Here is a 16,739-nt window from a genome sequence, read left to right on the forward strand (position 1 = left end):
CCTCGGGGGCGCCGTACGTCTGGGTGGGGCCGGGTCCGTACGGGTGCTGCTCCGGCGGGCCGGAAGGCACCGGCGGAAGCTGAGCCGTCGCACCCGCGTCACCCTGCGGGGGAGCGGGAGATGCCACCGGCACAGGAGGTGCGGACGGGGCCGGGGGTACCGCGTTGCCCTCGTTCTCGGTGCTCACAGCTCTTCTCTCCTCGATCCACGGCTGTTGTCGTCGGTCGCGCTCGGTCGAACTCGATCATGCTCAGTCGCCCACCGATCGCGCCACGTCGTACACGGGGCGCGTACGGTCGCGCTGGTCCATGGTCGGTCATGCCCCTGGCCGTGCGCACGCCCGTCGCCCAAGACGCGCGGACCGGCGCGACAAGGCCGCACATGGTCCCGTACCTGTTCCTGTTGTACGCACCCAGCTTTTCCCACGGGCCGTCAGGGCACCGTAAGCGGTACCTGTGGGACTGCGGGGACCCTTTATATAGGACTTCTCAGGCATAAGTGAGATAAGTATGCACGGAGGCCCGCCCGGTGGCGCACTCCTCCCGGTCGCCTGCCCGCTCGCGCGCCCCGCACCACCCCCGGTCGGTGGCACCATGACGCGGTGACCCACGCACCACACCACACGATCCAGGTCGTCGCCCACCGTGGAGCCTCCGAGGACGCGCCCGAACACACCCTCGCCGCCTACCGCAAGGCGATCGAGGACGGCGCGGACGCCCTGGAGTGCGATGTACGGCTCACCGCCGACGGACATCTGGTCTGTGTCCACGACCGCCGGGTGAACCGCACCTCCAACGGCCGGGGCGCGGTCTCCGCCCTGGAGCTGTCCGACCTCTCGGCCCTCGACTTCGGCTCCTGGAAGGGCCGCGCGGGCCGGGACGAGGAGCCCGACTGGGAACACCGGCCCGAGGACCGCGAGGAGACCTCGGTGCTGACCCTGGAGCGCCTCCTCCAACTCGTCGCCGACGCCGGGCGCCGGGTCGAGCTGGCCATCGAGACCAAGCACCCCACCCGCTGGGCCGGCCAGGTCGAGGAGCGCCTGCTCGCCCTGCTGCGCCGGTACGGGCTGCACGCCCCCGCCTCCCCCGAAGCCTCACCGGTGCGCGTGATGAGCTTCTCCGCCCGCTCCCTGCACCGGGTGCACGCCGCCGCCCCGGCCCTGCCCCTGGTACTGCTCGCCCAGTTCGCCACCCCGCGCCTGCGCGACGGACGCCTCCCCGAGGGCGTCACCATCGCGGGCCCCTCCCTCCGCATCGCCCGCGGCCACCCGGCGTACGTACGACGGCTCAAGGAGGCCGGTCACCAGGTGCACGTGTGGACGGTGAACGACCCCGCCGACGTGGACCTCTGTGTGGAACTCGGCGTCGACGCCATCATCACCAACCGCCCGCGCGAGGTGCTCGGGCGTCTCGGCCGCTGACCCCTGCCGCGGACTCGGGGAGTGCTCCGGCGCGTTCGCCTCCCGCACCTGGATCGCGAATGCGTCGCCGGAACGAGACTGGCCGGTTTCCGGTTCAGGCCAATGGGGCATCCACACCGTGGCGTGGGGCGAAGGAGGTCTCGGGGGTGGCGTTGGTGGTGGCACAGGAAGTGCCCGCGTCGTCGAGCATGGCCGTACCTCATGGCCCTGCCGGCGTGGGGAAGGCGAGGCACCGGATGCGTGCGCAACTGCGCGGCGGCGGGGTCCCCGAACCGGTCGTGGACGACGCCGTGCTGATTCTCTCGGAGCTGCTGAGCAACGCGTACCGGCACGGACGCCCCCTGGGCGGTGCCCGGGCCGGGGACGGCGCGGTGCGCGCGGACTGGCGGATCGACCCGCGCGGACGGCTCATCGTGGAGGTCACCGACGGCGGCGGCCCGACATGCTCAGGCCCCGGCCACCCCCTCGGTCACCGCGCACGGCGGCCGGGGCCTGAGCATCATCGACGCGCTCGCCGACGACTGGGGCGTGCGGGACGACGTGCCGGGCGAAGTGACGGTCTGGGTGGTGGTCCACGCGGACGTGCACGATCCCGATGCCGGCACCCCGCTCGAATCTTTCGCTACGCGCGTCACCACCCCCGCACCGGTCGCCGCGCTGGCCGAACTCGGCTTCACGGACGCGTTCGAGAGCCTGGACTGAACGGGCGTCCCGGAAGAGGCGGTCGTCCACAGGCACTGCCCACCCCCGCCCGCGTCGTCCACAGGTTCCCGTGGCTCGCGGCCCGAACGGCTAGGCTCCCGCCCGTACGAGACCAGCCGTTACCGGGAGACAGCCACGATGGCCAAGAAGCGACCCCAGACCAAGGGCAGCCGCCCGCAGCCGCACGGGGCCGGGGGCGAGGTTCCGGTCGTCGGTGCCCGCGAGGCGTGCCCCTGCGGCAGCGGCCGCCGCTACAAGGCGTGTCACGGCCGCGCGGCCGCGCACGCGGTGACCGAACTGGTGCAGCGCCCCTTCGAGGGCCTGCCGGGCGAGTGCGACTGGGTGGCGCTGCGCGAGCTGGTCCCGGCCGCGACCGTCGAACTCACCCTGAAGGACGGCCTGCCCGAGGGCGTCCCCTCGGTCACGCTGGCCACAGTGCTGCCCATGGCGTGGCCCGCGCTGCGCCGTGACGACGGCTCGGTGCTGCTGGGCCTGCAGAACGACACCCCCTCCGGCGACATCAGCCGCGATCTGGCCGACACCCTCCAGCGGGCCCTGGTGGCCGAGCCGGGCACCCCGGTGGAGGGCCGCCGCGCCCTCTCCGACGCGCCCCGGCTCCAGGACCTGCTCGCCGCCGACGGCCGCTTCGAGCCGGTCGTGCACAGCGGGTTCGAGTTCTGGGTGCCGGACGCGGAGAACGCGACGCCCGAGGTGGCCGCCTCCCTGGAGCGGGCCAACTCCGCCGCGATCCCCACGGTCAAGCTGACCGGGGTGGACGCCGCGTACTGGTGCGAGACCCCGGAGAAGAACCACCTGCGCTGGGTCATGCCGCACGAGGAGGAGCACCTGCTGGACGCGCTGGCCCGGCTGCACGCGGCGGGCACGTCCAGCCTGGGTGAGGGCACCCGCCTGGTCGGCTCGTTCCGCGCGCACGGGCTGACCGTGCCGGTGTGGGACCTGCCGAGCGGGGTCGGCGCCGAGGAGATCGAGAAGCCGGCCGCCGAGTTCGCCGAGCGGCTGGCCGCGGCCCTCGCGGTGACCGAGCCGCTCACCCCGGAGGAGCGCCGGGCACGCGGCGGCCTCACCAACCGGCAGGTCACGCTCAGCTGACCCCCGGTAGGGCCTGGAGCTGGGGAGCGGGTGACTCCTGTCACAACTCCTCGGTGTGACAAGCGAATCGGTGTCCGAATGAGCCGGACCGAATTTGCGAACCGCCGATCTCTTGTTACCGTTCCAGTAGCCCGGTTGCTGGTGCATCCCCCGTCGCCAGCAACCGGGCCTTTCCATGCCCGCGCCGGCCCCGGTCGGCCGCCTCGGTTCCTCAACTTCCGTGCAAGTCAGCGGAGTTGCTGGCGGAGCGGAGCAGCAGCGGTTCCTCGGCGCCGCGCGCGAACTCGGAGACGGCCGTGTACGCGGCCCCCGCGCCCCACGTGTGCTCACGCGGGGTCTCACAGGTGGCGGGCGCGTCGTCCGCGCCGGTGACACACGTCGTACGCACCGCCCGGCCGTCCGGGCCCAGCAGGCTCAGGCCGGCGTCCAGGGCGTCGCCGGTGGTGTTGCGGTAGTACACCCGCGCCCAGGTGTCGCCGCCCCGCGTCAGGACACAGGTCTGCGCCTCCAGCCCGTCGGGCGAGGCGAGTTCGGGCCCGCAGCGGGTGCGGGTCATCCGGTCCGGGGAAGAGGGCACCGCAGCCGAAGCCGCGCGTCCGTCCCCGTCCCCGTCCACGTCCTGTTCCGCCGACGCCCCGCCCAGCGACAGCAGCAGCGCCGCCGCGACGAGACCCGCCAGGGCGGAGGTACGGAGCGGACCGGCTCCCGGCCCGCCCGCGCGGGACCGGTGAATTCGCAGCATGGGCGGAAGATAACGAGCGCGCGCGACCCGAAGGCCCCGCGCGCCCCCGACACCCCTACAACTCGGGCGCGCTCACACCCGTACGAGTGAGGGCCTCGACCACCGCGTCCACCACGGCCTCCACGTCGGGCAGCCACGGGGAGGCGGAGCCGGGCAGCGGGGCGCGCTCCCAGTGGACGTCACCCTGGCCGGTGGTGGAGGGCGGGAGGGCGAGGTAGCCGCCCTCGCCGTGGAAGCGGAGCGAGCCGGGGACGAAGTCCTTGGCGTACAGCAGTTCGCCCAACTGCTCCATGGAGTAGGGCTTCACGAGGATCGCCCAGCGGTGCGGGGCCGCGACGACCGGGCCGAGCCGCATGCCGCGCCGGTCCAGCAGCGCCAGCGCGCGGGCTCCGGCCACGGCGGGCAGGCTGACCGCGCAGGGGGCCTGACCGCCGGTGGCGAGCACGATCGGCGCGTCCGGCCGGCTGGTCCACCACCAGCGCACCATGCGGGCGTCGGTGGTGGCCGCCAGCAGATCGGGGTCACCGGGATGGGCACCGGGCACCGTGCAGGCGGGGTCGGGGCAGGAGCAGCCGGCCGGGCCCTGCGGATCGGGGGCGGTGCCCGGCAGTACGGGCCACCGCCACGTCGCCGCGAAGGTCGTGGCCGCGTCGATCAGCGCCGGGCCGTCGTCGCCCCGTCGGGGCGGAAGGCCGCTTCGGCTTCCGAGGATCTCGCGCATGAGCGCTCGTTCCTTTCCGTTGCACCGCTGGCAACACCGTGGACATCACAACATGTGTGGATCACTTCACTGTGCGTACCTGTTGGCGCATCACGCCCCCGCGTACGGCGGGGGAACCCCCAGGGATGGAACAACGGCCGCGTCCGACGTGCGGTTCTTCAGACGTGCGGTTCTTCTGGAGCACGGACACGGCACGGGGGTGGCGAAGTCTGGCGTTTTGCCGTCGCGCGTGTTTCTCTCCGCCTCCGCCACGGGAGGATGGGGCCCGGTCGTCGGTGGTTATGACGTCCGGGTCCTTCGCCAGGTTCCGGGCGGCCTGTGGCCACCCCTGGACTTCTCTCGAGTACGTACCCCGCACGACCGTGGTGACGCTCCGTCGAGCAGGGCCAGTCGACCGCAATGACGCTCCACCCGAGGCAGTTTCCAGCCAACTTGCCAGTAGGGCAAGGGGTTCCGGGATATCCCTCCCGCGCCCCGCCAACACCAGGAATCCCCGCAGGACAATGCTGGACATCCCCTCACGAGTGCGTGTACATGTGGAGACACTGCTGGCGGCGCAGAATCACATGGGGGTTTGCGATGCTTTTCAGCAAGACGCACCGGTCCGAGAGCCGGACGCCATGAACGCCCCGCACCCTCCGAAAGTGGCCGGAATCGATCCCACGGTTCCCACTCCCGCCCACACTGTCGCGCCCGCATCCCTCGCCCCGGAAGCCGGTCCCGCACCGGACGCCCCAGAAGGCACCCCGCTCCCCGTCGCCGCCGCGGAGGCCCCCGGCAGCCTGCTCCAGGACCGGCTGGCCGGCTGGGTCTCCGACCTCACCACCCTCCATGAGCTGACCGAGCGGATGTGCCGAACATCAGCTCTGCCAGCCGCACTTGAGGAACTGCTGCGCGCCGGTGCCGCCCTCGTGGGTGCCCGGCGCGGTCTCGTCGTACTGGAACCCGGCGACGGACTCGGCCCCCGCAGCACCGTCGGCCTCGGTCTGGGCCGGGCCGATCTCGGCCACATGGAGACCGTCCCCCGCGAGGCGCTGCTGACCGGTACCGCCGACCTCCTGGCCGAGCCCGGCCTCGACCCCCGCCACCGCGAGGTCGCCGCCCGCCTCGGTTACGCCGCCAGCCACGCCCTGCCGCTGGCCACCGACAGCACCCACATCGGCGCCGCCGTCTGGCTCTACGACGAACCGGCCGCCCCTGACGAACATCACAGACATCTCGTCGCGCTCTACCTCCGCCAGACCACCGAGCACCTCGCCCTGCTGCTGGAGGTGGAGCGCGCCCGCCTGAACACCGCCATCCTCACCGAGGAACTGCTCCCCTCCCGGCTCCCCCGCGTCCCGGGTGTCCAGCTCGCCGTCCGGCACCGCGCCGGCCCGCGCGGCGGCGGCGACTGGTACGACGCGCTGCCGCTGCCCGACGCCGCCCTCGGCCTCTCCGTCGGCTCCGTCACCGGCAGCGGGCCGGGCACCGTCGCCGCGATGGGCCGGCTCCGCGCCTCCCTGCGGGCCTACGCGGTGATGGAGGGCGAGGACCCGGTCGCCGTCCTCTCCGACCTGGAGCTGCTGCTCCGGCTGACCGAGCCCGCCCGCTCGGCCACCGCCCTGTTCGCCTACTGCGAGCCCGCCGCGCGCCGGGTCACCCTGGCCGGTGCCGGGCACAGCCCGCCGCTGCTCGTCGGGGAGCGCCGCACCGAGTACGTCGAGACCTCCCTGTCCGCCCCGCTCGGCATGCTGGCCTGCTGGGAGGCGCCCAGCGTGGAGTTCGGCGTCCAGTCCGGAGAGACGGTTCTCCTCTACACCGACGGGCTGCTCCGGCGTACCGGCGAGGCCATGGACCGGGCCTTCGCCCGGCTGCACGCGGCCGCGGCCGGCGTGCCGCGCGCCCTGCGCGCCGACCCCGGCGCCGTCGCCGATCACGTCCTCGCCACCCTCCTGCCGGAGGAGGACACCGCCGACGAGGACGTGGTGCTCCTGGCGGCCCGCTTCGACTGAGCCGAGGCAGGCCCGACCGGTCCGGTTTCGGTACGAACGTACGATGATGGAGGCACCCTCGCTCGGGCGTGGACGCGAGCGCCGCGTGCCCCCTGGGGGAGACCACACGCCGTACCGAGGAGGATCAGTGTCCGACGAGCTCAACCCGGCCGTTACCGACGAGGCCACCGAGGCCGAGGAGCCCATCAAGCAGCGCAAGAACGGTCTCTACCCCGGTGTCTCCGACGAACTGGCGGAGAACATGCGCTCCGGCTGGGCCGACACCGAGCTGCGTGACCTGGAGCCGATCCCGCAGGCCGCCGCCACCGCGCGCCGCCGCGCCGCGCTGTCCGCCCGCTTCCCCGGCGAGCGTCTGGTGATCCCCGCGGGCAACCTGAAGACCCGCTCGAACGACACCGAGTACGCCTTCCGCGCCGCCACCGAGTACGCCTACCTCACCGGCAACCAGACCGAGGACGGCGTCCTGGTCCTGGAGCCCACCGCCGGCGGCCACCAGGCCACCATCTATCTGCTGCCCCGCTCCGACCGCGAGAACGGCGAGTTCTGGCTCTCCGGCCAGGGCGAGCTGTGGGTCGGCCGCCGCCACTCGCTGACCGAGTCCGAGGCGCTGTACGGCATCCCGGCCGCCGACGTGCGCGAGCTGGCCGATACACTGCGTGAGGCCACCGGGCCGGTGCGCGTGGTGCGCGGTCACGACGCCGCGATCGAGGCGGCCCTGACCGACAAGGTCACCGCCGAGCGCGACGAGGAGCTGCGCGTCTTCCTCTCCGAGGCCCGCCTGGTCAAGGACGAGTTCGAGATCGGCGAGCTGCAGAAGGCCGTCGACTCCACCGTGCGCGGCTTCGAGGACGTGGTGAAGGTCCTCGACAAGGCCGAGGCCACCTCGGAGCGCTACATCGAGGGCACCTTCTTCCTCCGCGCACGCGTGGAGGGCAACGACATCGGCTACGGCTCGATCTGCGCCTCCGGCGCACACGCCTGCACCCTGCACTGGGTGCGCAACGACGGCCCGGTCCGCTCCGGCGACCTGCTGCTGCTGGACGCCGGCGTGGAGACCCACACCCTCTACACCGCCGACGTCACCCGCACCCTCCCGGTCGACGGCACCTACACCGACCTCCAGCGCAAGATCTACGACGCGGTGTACGAGGCCCAGGAGGCCGGCATCGCGGCGGTGAAGCCCGGCGCGAAGTTCCGCGACTTCCACGACGCCTCCCAGCGCGTGCTCACCGAGAAGCTGGTCGAGTGGGGCCTGGTCGAGGGCCCGGTCGAGCGCGTCCTGGAGCTGGGCCTGCAGCGCCGCTGGACCCTGCACGGCACCGGTCACATGCTCGGCATGGACGTCCACGACTGCGCGGTCGCCCGCACCGAGGCCTACGTCGACGGCACGCTGGAGCCCGGCATGGTCCTCACCGTCGAGCCCGGCCTGTACTTCCAGGCCGACGACCTGACGGTGCCGGAGGAGTACCGGGGCATCGGCGTCCGGATCGAGGACGACATCCTCGTGACCGCCGAGGGCAACCGGAACCTGTCGGCGGGGCTGCCGCGCCGCTCCGGCGAGGTCGAGGCGTGGATGGCGTCGCTCAAGGGCTGACGACACGACGACGGGCCGGGCATCGTGCCCGGCCCTTGTGTGAAGGACCCCTCACGCCGTGAGCAGTGAGGGGTCCTTCTTCCACTTCAGGATCTTGTCGAAGCTGACCACGGTGCCCGCCCGACCCGGCCGGGCGCCGATGTGGACGTGGTCGGCCAGCTCCCGGATCAGACACAGGCCCCGGCCGTCCTCGGCGTCCACGCGGGCCATCCGGATGCCCAGGGCGGGGGCGGACGCGACACCGGGGCCCGAGTCGGCCACCTCGATGCGGCACTTCTCGCCGTCCAGATAGGCCGTCACCCGATACGCCTCCGTGTGCTCCCCGTGCGCGTTCCCGCCGTGCTCGACGGCGTTGGCGCACGCCTCGGTGAGGGCCACGGAGATGTCGTAGGAGACGTCGGGGTCGACCCCGGCCGTCTCCATGGTGCCGATCAGCAGCCGCCGGGCGAGCGGGACGCTCGCGGCATCGCGGCGCAGATGGAGTGACCACCAGATGCTCATGCTCCAGCCTCCCGGCCGCGGCTCGACATACCGTTACCTATTGCCGCGCGTGAGCGCCCGTAAGCCCGCAAGTGACGTGATGCCGCCCATATGGTCGATGTGCGCCGGGACGAATCGGGGTATGAGGTACGGCCGTCGCCGCAGCGCGCGTCCCGGCGGTGGCGCGATCCGGCGGCCCTGCCTCGGGGGTGCGGCGGGCGCAGTGCGATGATGAGCCCCGCCATGAGTGCCCCTCGTCCGCGCACGGCGCGACCCGGACCCCGCGTCCGGCTGCTACGGGCCGCGGTCTTCGCCGCGGTCTGTGTCGTGCTGGCCGCCGCCGGGCACACCACGGCCTCCTGCGCGAACGTCCCGCTGTGGACGCTGGGCGCCGGGTTCGCGGGCTCCCTGCTGGTCATGGCGCCGCTCGCCGGACGGGCCCGGTCGGTACCCGCCATCACGGCCCTCCTCGCCCTCGGCCAGGTCGCCCTGCACACGCTGTTCGGCCTCGGCCAGCACACCGCGCAGCCCATGGCGTCCATGGGCACCGCGCACTCCGGCGCGGCCGACGACGAGATGGTCCAGCGGGCCGCCCAGCTGCTGTGCGGGTCCGGCCCGGCCACCCTCACCCCCGGCCACGCCTACCGCCTGCTGCTCGACGCCCGTCTCATCGACGCCTCGGGCCGCTTCACCGGGCACGCGGCGACCGGCGGGCACGCCTCCGGCATGGCCGGCTCCCCGGCCGGCCCGGTGCCGTCGGCGCTCTCCCTGCTCTCGCTGCCGATGCTTCTCGGCCACCTCCTCGCGGCGCTCGCCCTGGGCTGGCTGCTGCGCCGGGGCGACCTGGCCGTGCTGCGGCTGGTCGAGCTGTCGACACACGGGGTCGCGGAGGGCGCACTCGTGCGCTCCTTGCGGGCCGCGCTCGCGCTGACCCGCGCCCTGTACGCCGGGCTGCTGCCCGCGTCCGGGCCCGCCCCGCGCCTCGCCCGCACCGAGCGGGACGAGGCGCCGGTCCCGCAGGCCGCCGCGCTCCAGCACTCGGTGATCCGGCGCGGGCCGCCCGCCGACGCGTTCCGTCTCGCCGCCTGACGCGACCACCGCTCCCGTACGTACGAGGAGGGGAACGGCCGTCGTCGCGCGGCACGCGCGCGTGCGCCTCTCCTGCGCGCCCCGCGCACCCCTCACCGTCACCGGGCTCAGCACCGGATCTCGCTCAAGAGCGGAGTTTTCCCAGCATGCAGATCTCCCGTACCGCCTCCCGTGTCACCGCCGCCGTCGCCGTGGCGGGGGCGACCGTCCTCGCCGTGTCGGTCCCCGCCTTCGCGCACGTCTCCGTGCAGCCGGAGGGCACGGCGGCCAAGGGCGGCTACGCCACCGTCGACTTCAAGGTGCCCAACGAGCGCGACAACGCCTCCACCACGAAGATCGAGGTCAACCTCCCCGCCGAGCACCCGCTGGCCTCCGTCATGCCGCAGCCGGTGCCCGGCTGGAGCGTGAAGGTGACCAAGTCCAAGCTGGACAAGCCGCTGACCATGCACGGCGAGAAGATCGGGGAGGCCGTCACCAAGGTCACCTGGACCGCCGACGGCAAGGGCATCGAGCCCGGCTACTTCCAGAAGTTCCCGCTCTCGCTGGGCGCGCTGCCCGAGGACACCGACCAGCTCGTCTTCAAGGCGATCCAGACGTACTCCAACAAGGAGGTCGTCCGCTGGATCGAGGTGCCGCAGGAGGGGCAGGACGAGCCGGAGAACCCGGCCCCGACGCTGGCGCTGTCCGCCGCGACCGACGACCACCACGGCACGGCCGCCGCCGCCGATGACGACGCCAAGGGCGGCGACAAGGACGACGCCCACCAGGAGGCGGCCGCCGACTCCGACGGCGGCACCGACACCACCGCCCGCGTGCTCGGCATCGTCGGCATCGTGATCGGCGTCGCGGGCGTGGCCTACGGCGTCCTCGCGGGCCGCCGCCGCACCGCCTGACCCCAACTGATCCGCGCGCACCGGGGCCGTGCCCGCCCGGTACGGCCCCGGTGCGCGCGGGAGTCATCGACCCCCCGGGACATCTCTCCATGCTCTCTCCGCTTTCTCCGCGCAAGAAGACGCTGGCCGCGGCCGCCCTGCTGGCCGCCGCCGCCTTCACCCTGTCCGCCTGCGGCAGCGGTGACGACTCCGCCTCCTCGCCCGTCTCCGTGGTCGAGGAGGGCGGCTCCGACAAGGCCGCCACCGTCCTCGACCAGCCCTTCGCCAAGCCCGACCTGGTCCTCACCGACACCCGCGGCAAGAAGTACGACCTGCGGGCCGAGACCAAGGGCCATCCGACGCTCGTCTACTTCGGCTACACCCACTGCCCCGACGTGTGCCCCACGACGATGAGCAACATCGCCGTCGCCGTGAAGGCGCTGCCCAAGGCCGAGCAGGACGACCTGCGCGTCGTCTTCGTCACCACCGACCCCGGCCGTGACACCCCGGCCGAGCTGGGCACCTGGCTCAAGAGCATCGACGCGCGCTTCACCGGCCTGACCGGCGACTTCGCCACCATCCAGGCGGGCGCCCGCTCGCTCGGCATCTCGGTCGAGCCGACCAGCAAGGACAAGAACGGCAAGACCGTCTCCGTCCACGGCACCCAGGTCATCGCCTTCTCCCCGAAGACGAACGGCGGCTACGTCCTCTACGGCGAGGAGGCCACCGTCGACGACTGGACCAAGGACCTGCCCAAGCTCGTACGCGGGGCGAAGCCGTGAAGCGGGCCGCGCTGCCCGTCACCGCCCTAGCCGCCGCCCTCGCCCTCACGGGGTGCGGCTCCGGACAGGGGGCCGGCGAGCCCGAACTGTCGGTGAGCGCCACCTACATGCCCCAGCCGGTCGCCGCCGACATGGCCGCGGGCTTCCTCACCGTCACCAACAGGGGCGGCGAGCAGGACGAGCTCACCTCGGTCAGCAGCGACATCGGCCGGGTCACCATGCACAGCACCAGCGGCGGCACCATGGCCGAGCGCACCTCCTTCGCGGTGCCCGCGCACGGCCGGCTCGTGTTCCGAAGCGGCGGCAACCACCTGATGTTCGAGCAGCTCAAGCAGAAGCCGCGCCAGGGCCAGACCGTCAAGCTCAAGCTGGGCTTCGCCCGGTCCGGTCCGCTCACCGTCGAGATGCCGGTGCGGTCCGCCACGTACAACCCGTCGACCGGACACTGAGGGAGGGACCACCTTGACGCGGACCATCACCCCCCGGCTGCGCACCCTGGTACTGCTGCTCCTCGCCGTCACCGGCGCGCTGTTCGCGGGCGCCGCGCCCGCCTCCGCGCACGCCGCGCTGACCGGCAGCGACCCCGCGCAGGGGGTGGTGGTCGACCGGGCCCCCACCCAGATCTCGCTCACCTTCTCCGAGCAGGTGGCGATGGGCGACAACTCGCTGCGCGTGCTCGACCCCAAGGGCAAGCCGGTCCAGTCCGGCAGACCGGCGAACGTCAGCGGCACCACCTACGCGGTCCGGCTGCACGCCGGGCTGGCGGACGGTACCTACACCGTCGCCTACCAGGTGGTCTCGGCCGACAGCCACCCCGTCGCCGGGGCCTACACCTTCTCCATCGGCGCGCCCTCGCGCACGGTCGTCTCCGACACGGGGGCGGGTGCGGGCGGCGGGCCGGTGGGCCGGCTGTACGCCGTCGGGCGGTACCTGTCCTACGCGGGCTTCATCGTGCTGGGCGGCGGCGCCGCCTTCGTGCTGGCCTGCTGGCGGCAGGGCGCGGGGGTACGGGCGCTCCAGCGGCTCGTGGTCGGCGGGTGGCTGACGCTCACCGCGGCAACGCTCGGGCTGCTGCTGCTTCGGGGGTCGTACACCTCCTCCGGCAAGCTCGGCGACGTCCTCGACCTCGATCTGCTCGGGCAGGTGCTCCAGACCAAGACCGGGGCCGCGCTGGTCTCCCGGCTGCTGCTGCTCGCCGCCGCCGCGCTGTTCGTCGCGGTGCTCTTCGGGGCGTACGCGCGGCGGGAAGAGGAGGAGGGGGCCGATGAGGACGCGGCCGCCGAGCGGCGTGACCTGGGCTTCGGGCTCGCCATCGGCGGGGTCGTCGTCGGGGCCGGGCTCGCGGCGAGCTGGGCGATGGCCGAGCACGCGTCCACCGGGCTCCAGCCGGGTATCGCCATGCCGGTCGACATCGTGCATCTGCTCGCCGTCGCCTGCTGGTTCGGCGGACTGACCGCGCTGCTCGTCGCCCTGTACCGGGCGCCCGCCGACACCCCGCTCGGCACGGGTGCCGTGCGGCGCTTCTCCCGGCTGGCCTTCGGCTCCGTTCTGGCCCTGGTCGCCACCGGTGTCTACCAGTCCTGGCGTCAGCTCGGCTCCTGGTCGGCCTTCACCGACACCCGTTACGGCCAGTTGCTGCTGGTCAAGCTGGGGCTTGTCGCGGTCATGGTGGGGCTGGCGTGGATCTCCCGGCGGTGGACGGGCAGGCTCGGGGGTACGGCCGAAGCGGCGTCCGAGGCAGCCGAGGACGCCCCGCAGGCCGAGGCGGAGGAGCAGGCGCCCCTCGCCGCCACCGTGCCGTCCGGTGCCGCCGTCGCCGAGGCCGGGGAAACCGGGCCGGCCGCCGAACAGGAGGCTCCCGCCGACCCCGGCCGGGCCGCACAGCTCGCGCGGCAGCGGGCCGCCGTCGAGACCGCGCGGCGCAAGCGGGTGCGGGATGCCGACCCGAGTCGGGCCGGGCTGCGCCGGTCGGTGCTGGCGGAGGCCGGCGTCGCCGTCGTGCTGCTCGCGGTGACCACCGCGCTCACGCAGACCGAGCCGGGCCGTACCGAGCAGGAGGCCAGGGCGGCCACCGCCCCGGCCGCGAGTTCCCCGGCCGACAGCTCCGGCGCCCTCACCCTGGACATGCCCTTCGACACCGGTGGCAAGAACGGCAAGGGCCTGGTCAGAATCGACCTCGACCCCGCCCGCGTCGGCGCCAACGAGATGCATCTGTACGTCCAGCGGCCCGACGGGCGCCCGTACGACATCCCCGAGGTGAAGGTCGCCCTCACCCTGAAGGCGAAGAAGATCGGCCCGCTCCCGGTGACCCCGGAACACATCACCACCGGCCACTGGGCAGCCGACGGTGTCCAGGTCCCCATGGCGGGAGACTGGGAGGTCGCCGTCACCGTACGGACCTCCGACATCGACCAGGTGACCGTCTCCAAGAACGCGCAGATCGGCTGAACCGCACCATGCCCGACCCGTCCGTCCCCCAGACCCGTATCCCGGAAGCCGGGCGGCCCGCCCCCGAGCCGGGCCGGGGCGTCTCCCGCCGAGCCCTGCTCGGCACCGCCGGGGCCACCGGCCTCGTGCTCGGCGCGGCGGGCGGCGCCCTTGGGTACGCCGCCGCGCCCGCCCCGGCCACGCCGCTCACCTCGATCGGCACGGACCGCGCGATGTTTCACGGGAAACATCAGCCCGGCATCACCGATGCCCTCCAGGCCCACGGCCATCTCGTGGCCTTCGATCTGAAGCCGGGCGCGGGCCGCAAGGAGGCGGCGGCCCTCCTGCGCCGCTGGTCGGCGGCGGCCGAGCGGCTGATGGCGGGCGAGCCGGCCCCGCACGAGGACACCGATGTGGCCCGCGACGCCGGGCCCTCCTCGCTGACCGTCACCTTCGGCTTCGGGCACAGCTTCTTCGCCCGCACCGGGCTGGAGAAGCAGCGGCCGGCCGCGCTGGACCCGCTGCCCGACTTCTCCGCCGACCACCTCGACAGGAAGCGCGGCGAGGGCGACCTCTGGGTGCAGATCGGCGCCAATGACGCGCTGGTCGCCTTCCACGCGCTGCGCGCCCTGCAGAAGGAGGCGGGCGACGCGGCCCGCGTCCGCTGGCAGATGAACGGCTTCAACCGCTCGCCCGGCACCACCGCCCATGCGATGACCACGCGCAACCTGATGGGCCAGATCGACGGCACCCGCAACCCCAAGCCCGCCGAACCGGACTTCGACCAGCGGATCTTCGTGCCCGCCTCGGGCGAGCCCGCCTGGATGGCGAACGGCTCCTACGCCGTCGTCCGCCGCATCCGCATGCTGCTGGACGACTGGGAGAAGCTGGCGCGCCCGGCGCAGGAGGCGGTGATCGGCCGCCGCAAGTCGGACGGCGCCCCGCTGTCCGGCGGCGACGAGACCACCCCGATGGACCTGGAGAAGGCGGACGCGCAGGGCGAGTACGTCGTCCCGCTCAACGCGCACGCCCGGATCACCCGGCCCGACCAGAACGGCGGGGCCGCGATGCTGCGCCGCCCCTTCTCCTTCCACGACGGCTACGACGCGGACGGCACCCCCGACGCCGGGCTGCTGTTCATCTGCTGGCAGGCCGACCCGCTGCGCGGCTTCGTCCCGGTGCAGCGCAAGCTCGACCGGGGCGACGCGCTGTCGCGGTACCTGCGGCACGAGGCGAGCGGGCTGTTCGCGGTGCCGGGGGGCGCGGCGAAGGGCGAGTACGTGGGCCAGCGGCTGCTGGAGGGCTGACCAGGCATCCCGGACGCTCGTCTCGCAGGCGTCCGGGATCGAAACCACCCGGAAGGGTGGCCGGCATGAGACGGCCGGGCCGGGTCGCCGCAGGGCCATTAGGGTGAGGGCATGCCAGCGAGTTACGCGTATCTCGGTCCCGAAGGCACCTTCACCGAAGTCGCCCTCCGCACTCTCCCGGAGGCCGCCACCCGCGAGCTGATCCCGTACGTCTCGGTGCAGTCCGCGCTGGACGCGGTACGCACCGGCGAGGCGGAGGCCGCGTTCGTGCCGATCGAGAACTCGGTCGAGGGCGGGATCACCACCACCCTGGACGAGCTGGTCGCGGGTGAGCCGCTCACGATCTACCGCGAGGTGCTGCTGTCGATCACCTTCGCGCTGCTGGTCCGGCCGGGCACGAAGCTGGCCGACATCAAGACGGTCACCGCCCATCCCGCAGCTCAGCCGCAGGTCCGCAACTGGCTGCGCGCCCACCTCCCCGACGCCCTGTGGGAGTCGGCCGCCTCCAACGCGGACGGCGCCCGCCTGGTCCAGGAGGGCCGGTACGACGCGGCCTTCGCGGGTGAGTTCGCCGCGGCGCGGTACGGCCTGGTGCCGCTGGAGACCGACATCCATGACGCGGAGAACGCGCAGACCCGGTTCGTGCTGGTTGGCAGGCCCGCCCGGCCCGCCGCGCCGACCGGTGCGGACAAGACCTCGGTGGTGCTGTGGCAGCGGGAGGACCACCCCGGCGCCCTGCGTGACCTGATCGACGAGTTCGCCACCCGCGGTATCAACCTGATGCTGCTCCAGTCCCGGCCGACCGGCGAGGGCATCGGAAACTACTGCTTCTGCGTGGACGCCGAGGGGCACATCTCCGACCGGCGGATGGCGGAGGCACTGATGGGGCTGAAGCGGGTCTGTCTCCAGGTGCGATTCCTGGGTTCCTATCCGCGGGCCGACATCGCGCCGGGCGGGGCGCGGCCCCTTCAGCCGGGCACGTCCGACCAGGAGTTCCTGGCCGCCTCCGACTGGGTGACCCGCTGCCAGGACGGCCGTTTCTAGCGGTCCGCGTTATCCACAGAAGTTATCCACAGGTCCGCTTCTCTACCTGGGGACAAGTCGACAACAAGGCCCAGCCGGTCGACAAATCGGTTCACAGTCCGCAGCTGCATTCTGCCCAGCCCGGATCACCCTTCGTCCACCTGTTTCCATCGATTCGGCTTTTGGGACGACCACTTTCCACTCGAAAGTGGTTATCCAGAGAGTTTGAACCGAGAATTCCACGGGCGACAACTCACTCGGAATGATCAATTCCGAAATCCACAGTCACTCCACACAGCCTGTGGATAACTTTCCCCAGGGTGTGGATGCGCGCGCCCGCCCCAGGTATATGGGTCCCGGCCGGTCCGCGGGCACCGGTAGCCTTGGGCCTGTGATTGACCTTCGCCTGCTTCGTGAGGACCCTGACCGTGCGCGCGCCTCCCAGCGTGCTCGTGGAGAGGACGTCGCGCTCGTCG

At 72.9% G+C, this 16,739-nt stretch carries 15 protein-coding genes and 2 pseudogenes; 12 read left to right on the forward strand and 5 right to left on the reverse strand.

The genetic code is table 11. The features are described 5' to 3' along the window. Nucleotides 1–187, reverse strand: a pseudogene (locus CCN33_RS32490) (protease); the annotation flags it as partial. Between the two features lie 414 nt (nt 188–601). On the opposite strand from CCN33_RS32490, the gene CCN33_RS10965 reads away from it, so the two are divergent. The 3 genes and pseudogenes from CCN33_RS10965 (at nt 602) to CCN33_RS10975 (ending at nt 3,232) form a co-directional block, all read left to right on the forward strand. After that, nucleotides 602–1,420 carry a glycerophosphodiester phosphodiesterase gene (locus tag CCN33_RS10965; RefSeq protein ID WP_086693453.1) on the forward strand — a complete coding sequence of 273 codons (819 nt, stop codon included), beginning with the start codon at nt 602–604 and terminating at the stop codon, nt 1,418–1,420. Between the two features lie 236 nt (nt 1,421–1,656). Further along, nucleotides 1,657–2,122, forward strand: a pseudogene (locus CCN33_RS10970) (ATP-binding protein). A 138-nt stretch (nt 2,123–2,260) separates the two neighbouring features. Then, nucleotides 2,261–3,232 carry a DUF5926 family protein gene (locus CCN33_RS10975; RefSeq protein ID WP_086693454.1) on the forward strand — a complete coding sequence of 324 codons (972 nt, stop codon included), beginning with the start codon at nt 2,261–2,263 and terminating at the stop codon, nt 3,230–3,232. 211 nt (nt 3,233–3,443) lie between these two features. Here CCN33_RS10975 and CCN33_RS10980 read toward each other — a convergent pair whose 3' ends face one another. Both CCN33_RS10980 and CCN33_RS10985 read right to left on the reverse strand, forming a co-directional pair. After that, nucleotides 3,444–3,974, reverse strand: coding sequence for a hypothetical protein (locus CCN33_RS10980; RefSeq protein ID WP_086693455.1), 531 nt, complete (start codon nt 3,972–3,974; stop codon nt 3,444–3,446). A 55-nt stretch (nt 3,975–4,029) separates the two neighbouring features. Beyond that, the gene (locus tag CCN33_RS10985) at nt 4,030–4,695 is read right to left on the reverse strand and encodes a bifunctional DNA primase/polymerase (protein ID WP_086693456.1); all 666 of its coding nucleotides are present in this window, start codon (nt 4,693–4,695) and stop codon (nt 4,030–4,032) included. Nucleotides 4,696–5,198: 503 nt separating this feature from the next. On the opposite strand from CCN33_RS10985, the gene CCN33_RS10990 reads away from it, so the two are divergent. Together CCN33_RS10990 and CCN33_RS10995 are read left to right on the forward strand one after the other, a co-directional pair. Then, complete coding sequence (locus CCN33_RS10990) at nt 5,199–6,689, forward strand: PP2C family protein-serine/threonine phosphatase (RefSeq protein WP_208621710.1); 1,491 nt, start codon at nt 5,199–5,201, stop codon at nt 6,687–6,689. 127 nt (nt 6,690–6,816) lie between these two features. After that, nucleotides 6,817–8,283: an aminopeptidase P family protein gene (locus tag CCN33_RS10995; RefSeq protein WP_086693458.1), complete on the forward strand. Its 1,467-nt coding sequence runs from the start codon at nt 6,817–6,819 to the stop codon at nt 8,281–8,283. A 51-nt stretch (nt 8,284–8,334) separates the two neighbouring features. On the opposite strand, the gene CCN33_RS11000 is transcribed toward CCN33_RS10995, so the two are convergent. After that, entirely contained in the window at nt 8,335–8,784 is a 450-nt protein-coding gene (locus tag CCN33_RS11000) for an ATP-binding protein (protein ID WP_086693459.1), read from the reverse strand. A 222-nt stretch (nt 8,785–9,006) separates the two neighbouring features. On the opposite strand from CCN33_RS11000, the gene CCN33_RS11005 reads away from it, so the two are divergent. The 7 genes from CCN33_RS11005 to pheA all read left to right on the forward strand — a co-directional run bounded on the left by CCN33_RS11005 (nt 9,007) and on the right by pheA (nt 16,284). Beyond that, nucleotides 9,007–9,852: a hypothetical protein gene (locus tag CCN33_RS11005; RefSeq protein WP_086693460.1), complete on the forward strand. Its 846-nt coding sequence runs from the start codon at nt 9,007–9,009 to the stop codon at nt 9,850–9,852. 146 nt (nt 9,853–9,998) lie between these two features. Next, the gene (locus CCN33_RS11010) at nt 9,999–10,745 is read left to right on the forward strand and encodes a YcnI family copper-binding membrane protein (protein WP_086693461.1); all 747 of its coding nucleotides are present in this window, start codon (nt 9,999–10,001) and stop codon (nt 10,743–10,745) included. Between the two features lie 89 nt (nt 10,746–10,834). Further along, entirely contained in the window at nt 10,835–11,506 is a 672-nt protein-coding gene (locus CCN33_RS11015) for an SCO family protein (protein ID WP_086693462.1), read from the forward strand. After that, nucleotides 11,503–11,955, forward strand: coding sequence for a copper chaperone PCu(A)C (locus CCN33_RS11020; protein ID WP_086693463.1), 453 nt, complete (start codon nt 11,503–11,505; stop codon nt 11,953–11,955). The genes CCN33_RS11015 and CCN33_RS11020 overlap by 4 nt, the downstream gene beginning before the upstream one ends. Before the next feature lie 13 nt (nt 11,956–11,968). Beyond that, the gene (locus CCN33_RS11025; RefSeq protein ID WP_086693464.1) at nt 11,969–13,954 is read left to right on the forward strand and encodes a copper resistance CopC/CopD family protein; all 1,986 of its coding nucleotides are present in this window, start codon (nt 11,969–11,971) and stop codon (nt 13,952–13,954) included. 8 nt (nt 13,955–13,962) lie between these two features. Further along, nucleotides 13,963–15,240 (forward strand): iron uptake transporter deferrochelatase/peroxidase subunit, encoded by a 1,278-nt coding sequence (gene efeB, locus CCN33_RS11030; RefSeq protein WP_086693465.1) that lies wholly within the window; start codon nt 13,963–13,965, stop codon nt 15,238–15,240. 111 nt (nt 15,241–15,351) lie between these two features. Continuing rightward, nucleotides 15,352–16,284, forward strand: a complete 933-nt coding sequence (pheA, locus tag CCN33_RS11035; protein ID WP_086693466.1) for a prephenate dehydratase — start codon at nt 15,352–15,354, stop codon at nt 16,282–16,284. A 232-nt stretch (nt 16,285–16,516) separates the two neighbouring features. On the opposite strand, the gene CCN33_RS32495 is transcribed toward pheA, so the two are convergent. Next, nucleotides 16,517–16,739 (reverse strand): hypothetical protein (locus tag CCN33_RS32495; protein ID WP_208621711.1); only part of this gene is annotated, 223 nt, incomplete at its 5' end.

It is taken from the genome of Streptomyces recifensis, assembly GCF_002154615.1.
GTDB lineage: Bacteria > Actinomycetota > Actinomycetes > Streptomycetales > Streptomycetaceae > Streptomyces > Streptomyces griseoluteus.

Bases quoted from the DNA above. Each gene is read 5' to 3' on its own strand.
- CCN33_RS10975 (WP_086693454.1), top strand. From the start codon at position 2,261: ATGGCCAAGAAGCGACCCCAGACCAAGGGCAGCCGCCCGCAGCCGCAC.
- CCN33_RS10980 (WP_086693455.1), bottom strand. From the start codon at position 3,974: ATGCTGCGAATTCACCGGTCCCGCGCGGGCGGGCCGGGAGCCGGTCCG.
- CCN33_RS10985 (WP_086693456.1), bottom strand. From the start codon at position 4,695: ATGCGCGAGATCCTCGGAAGCCGAAGCGGCCTTCCGCCCCGACGGGGC.
- CCN33_RS10990 (WP_208621710.1), top strand. From the start codon at position 5,199: ATGCTGGACATCCCCTCACGAGTGCGTGTACATGTGGAGACACTGCTG.
- CCN33_RS11000 (WP_086693459.1), bottom strand. From the start codon at position 8,784: ATGAGCATCTGGTGGTCACTCCATCTGCGCCGCGATGCCGCGAGCGTC.
- CCN33_RS11005 (WP_086693460.1), top strand. From the start codon at position 9,007: ATGAGTGCCCCTCGTCCGCGCACGGCGCGACCCGGACCCCGCGTCCGG.
- CCN33_RS11010 (WP_086693461.1), top strand. From the start codon at position 9,999: ATGCAGATCTCCCGTACCGCCTCCCGTGTCACCGCCGCCGTCGCCGTG.
- CCN33_RS11015 (WP_086693462.1), top strand. From the start codon at position 10,835: ATGCTCTCTCCGCTTTCTCCGCGCAAGAAGACGCTGGCCGCGGCCGCC.
- efeB (WP_086693465.1), top strand. From the start codon at position 13,963: ATGCCCGACCCGTCCGTCCCCCAGACCCGTATCCCGGAAGCCGGGCGG.
- pheA (WP_086693466.1), top strand. From the start codon at position 15,352: ATGCCAGCGAGTTACGCGTATCTCGGTCCCGAAGGCACCTTCACCGAA.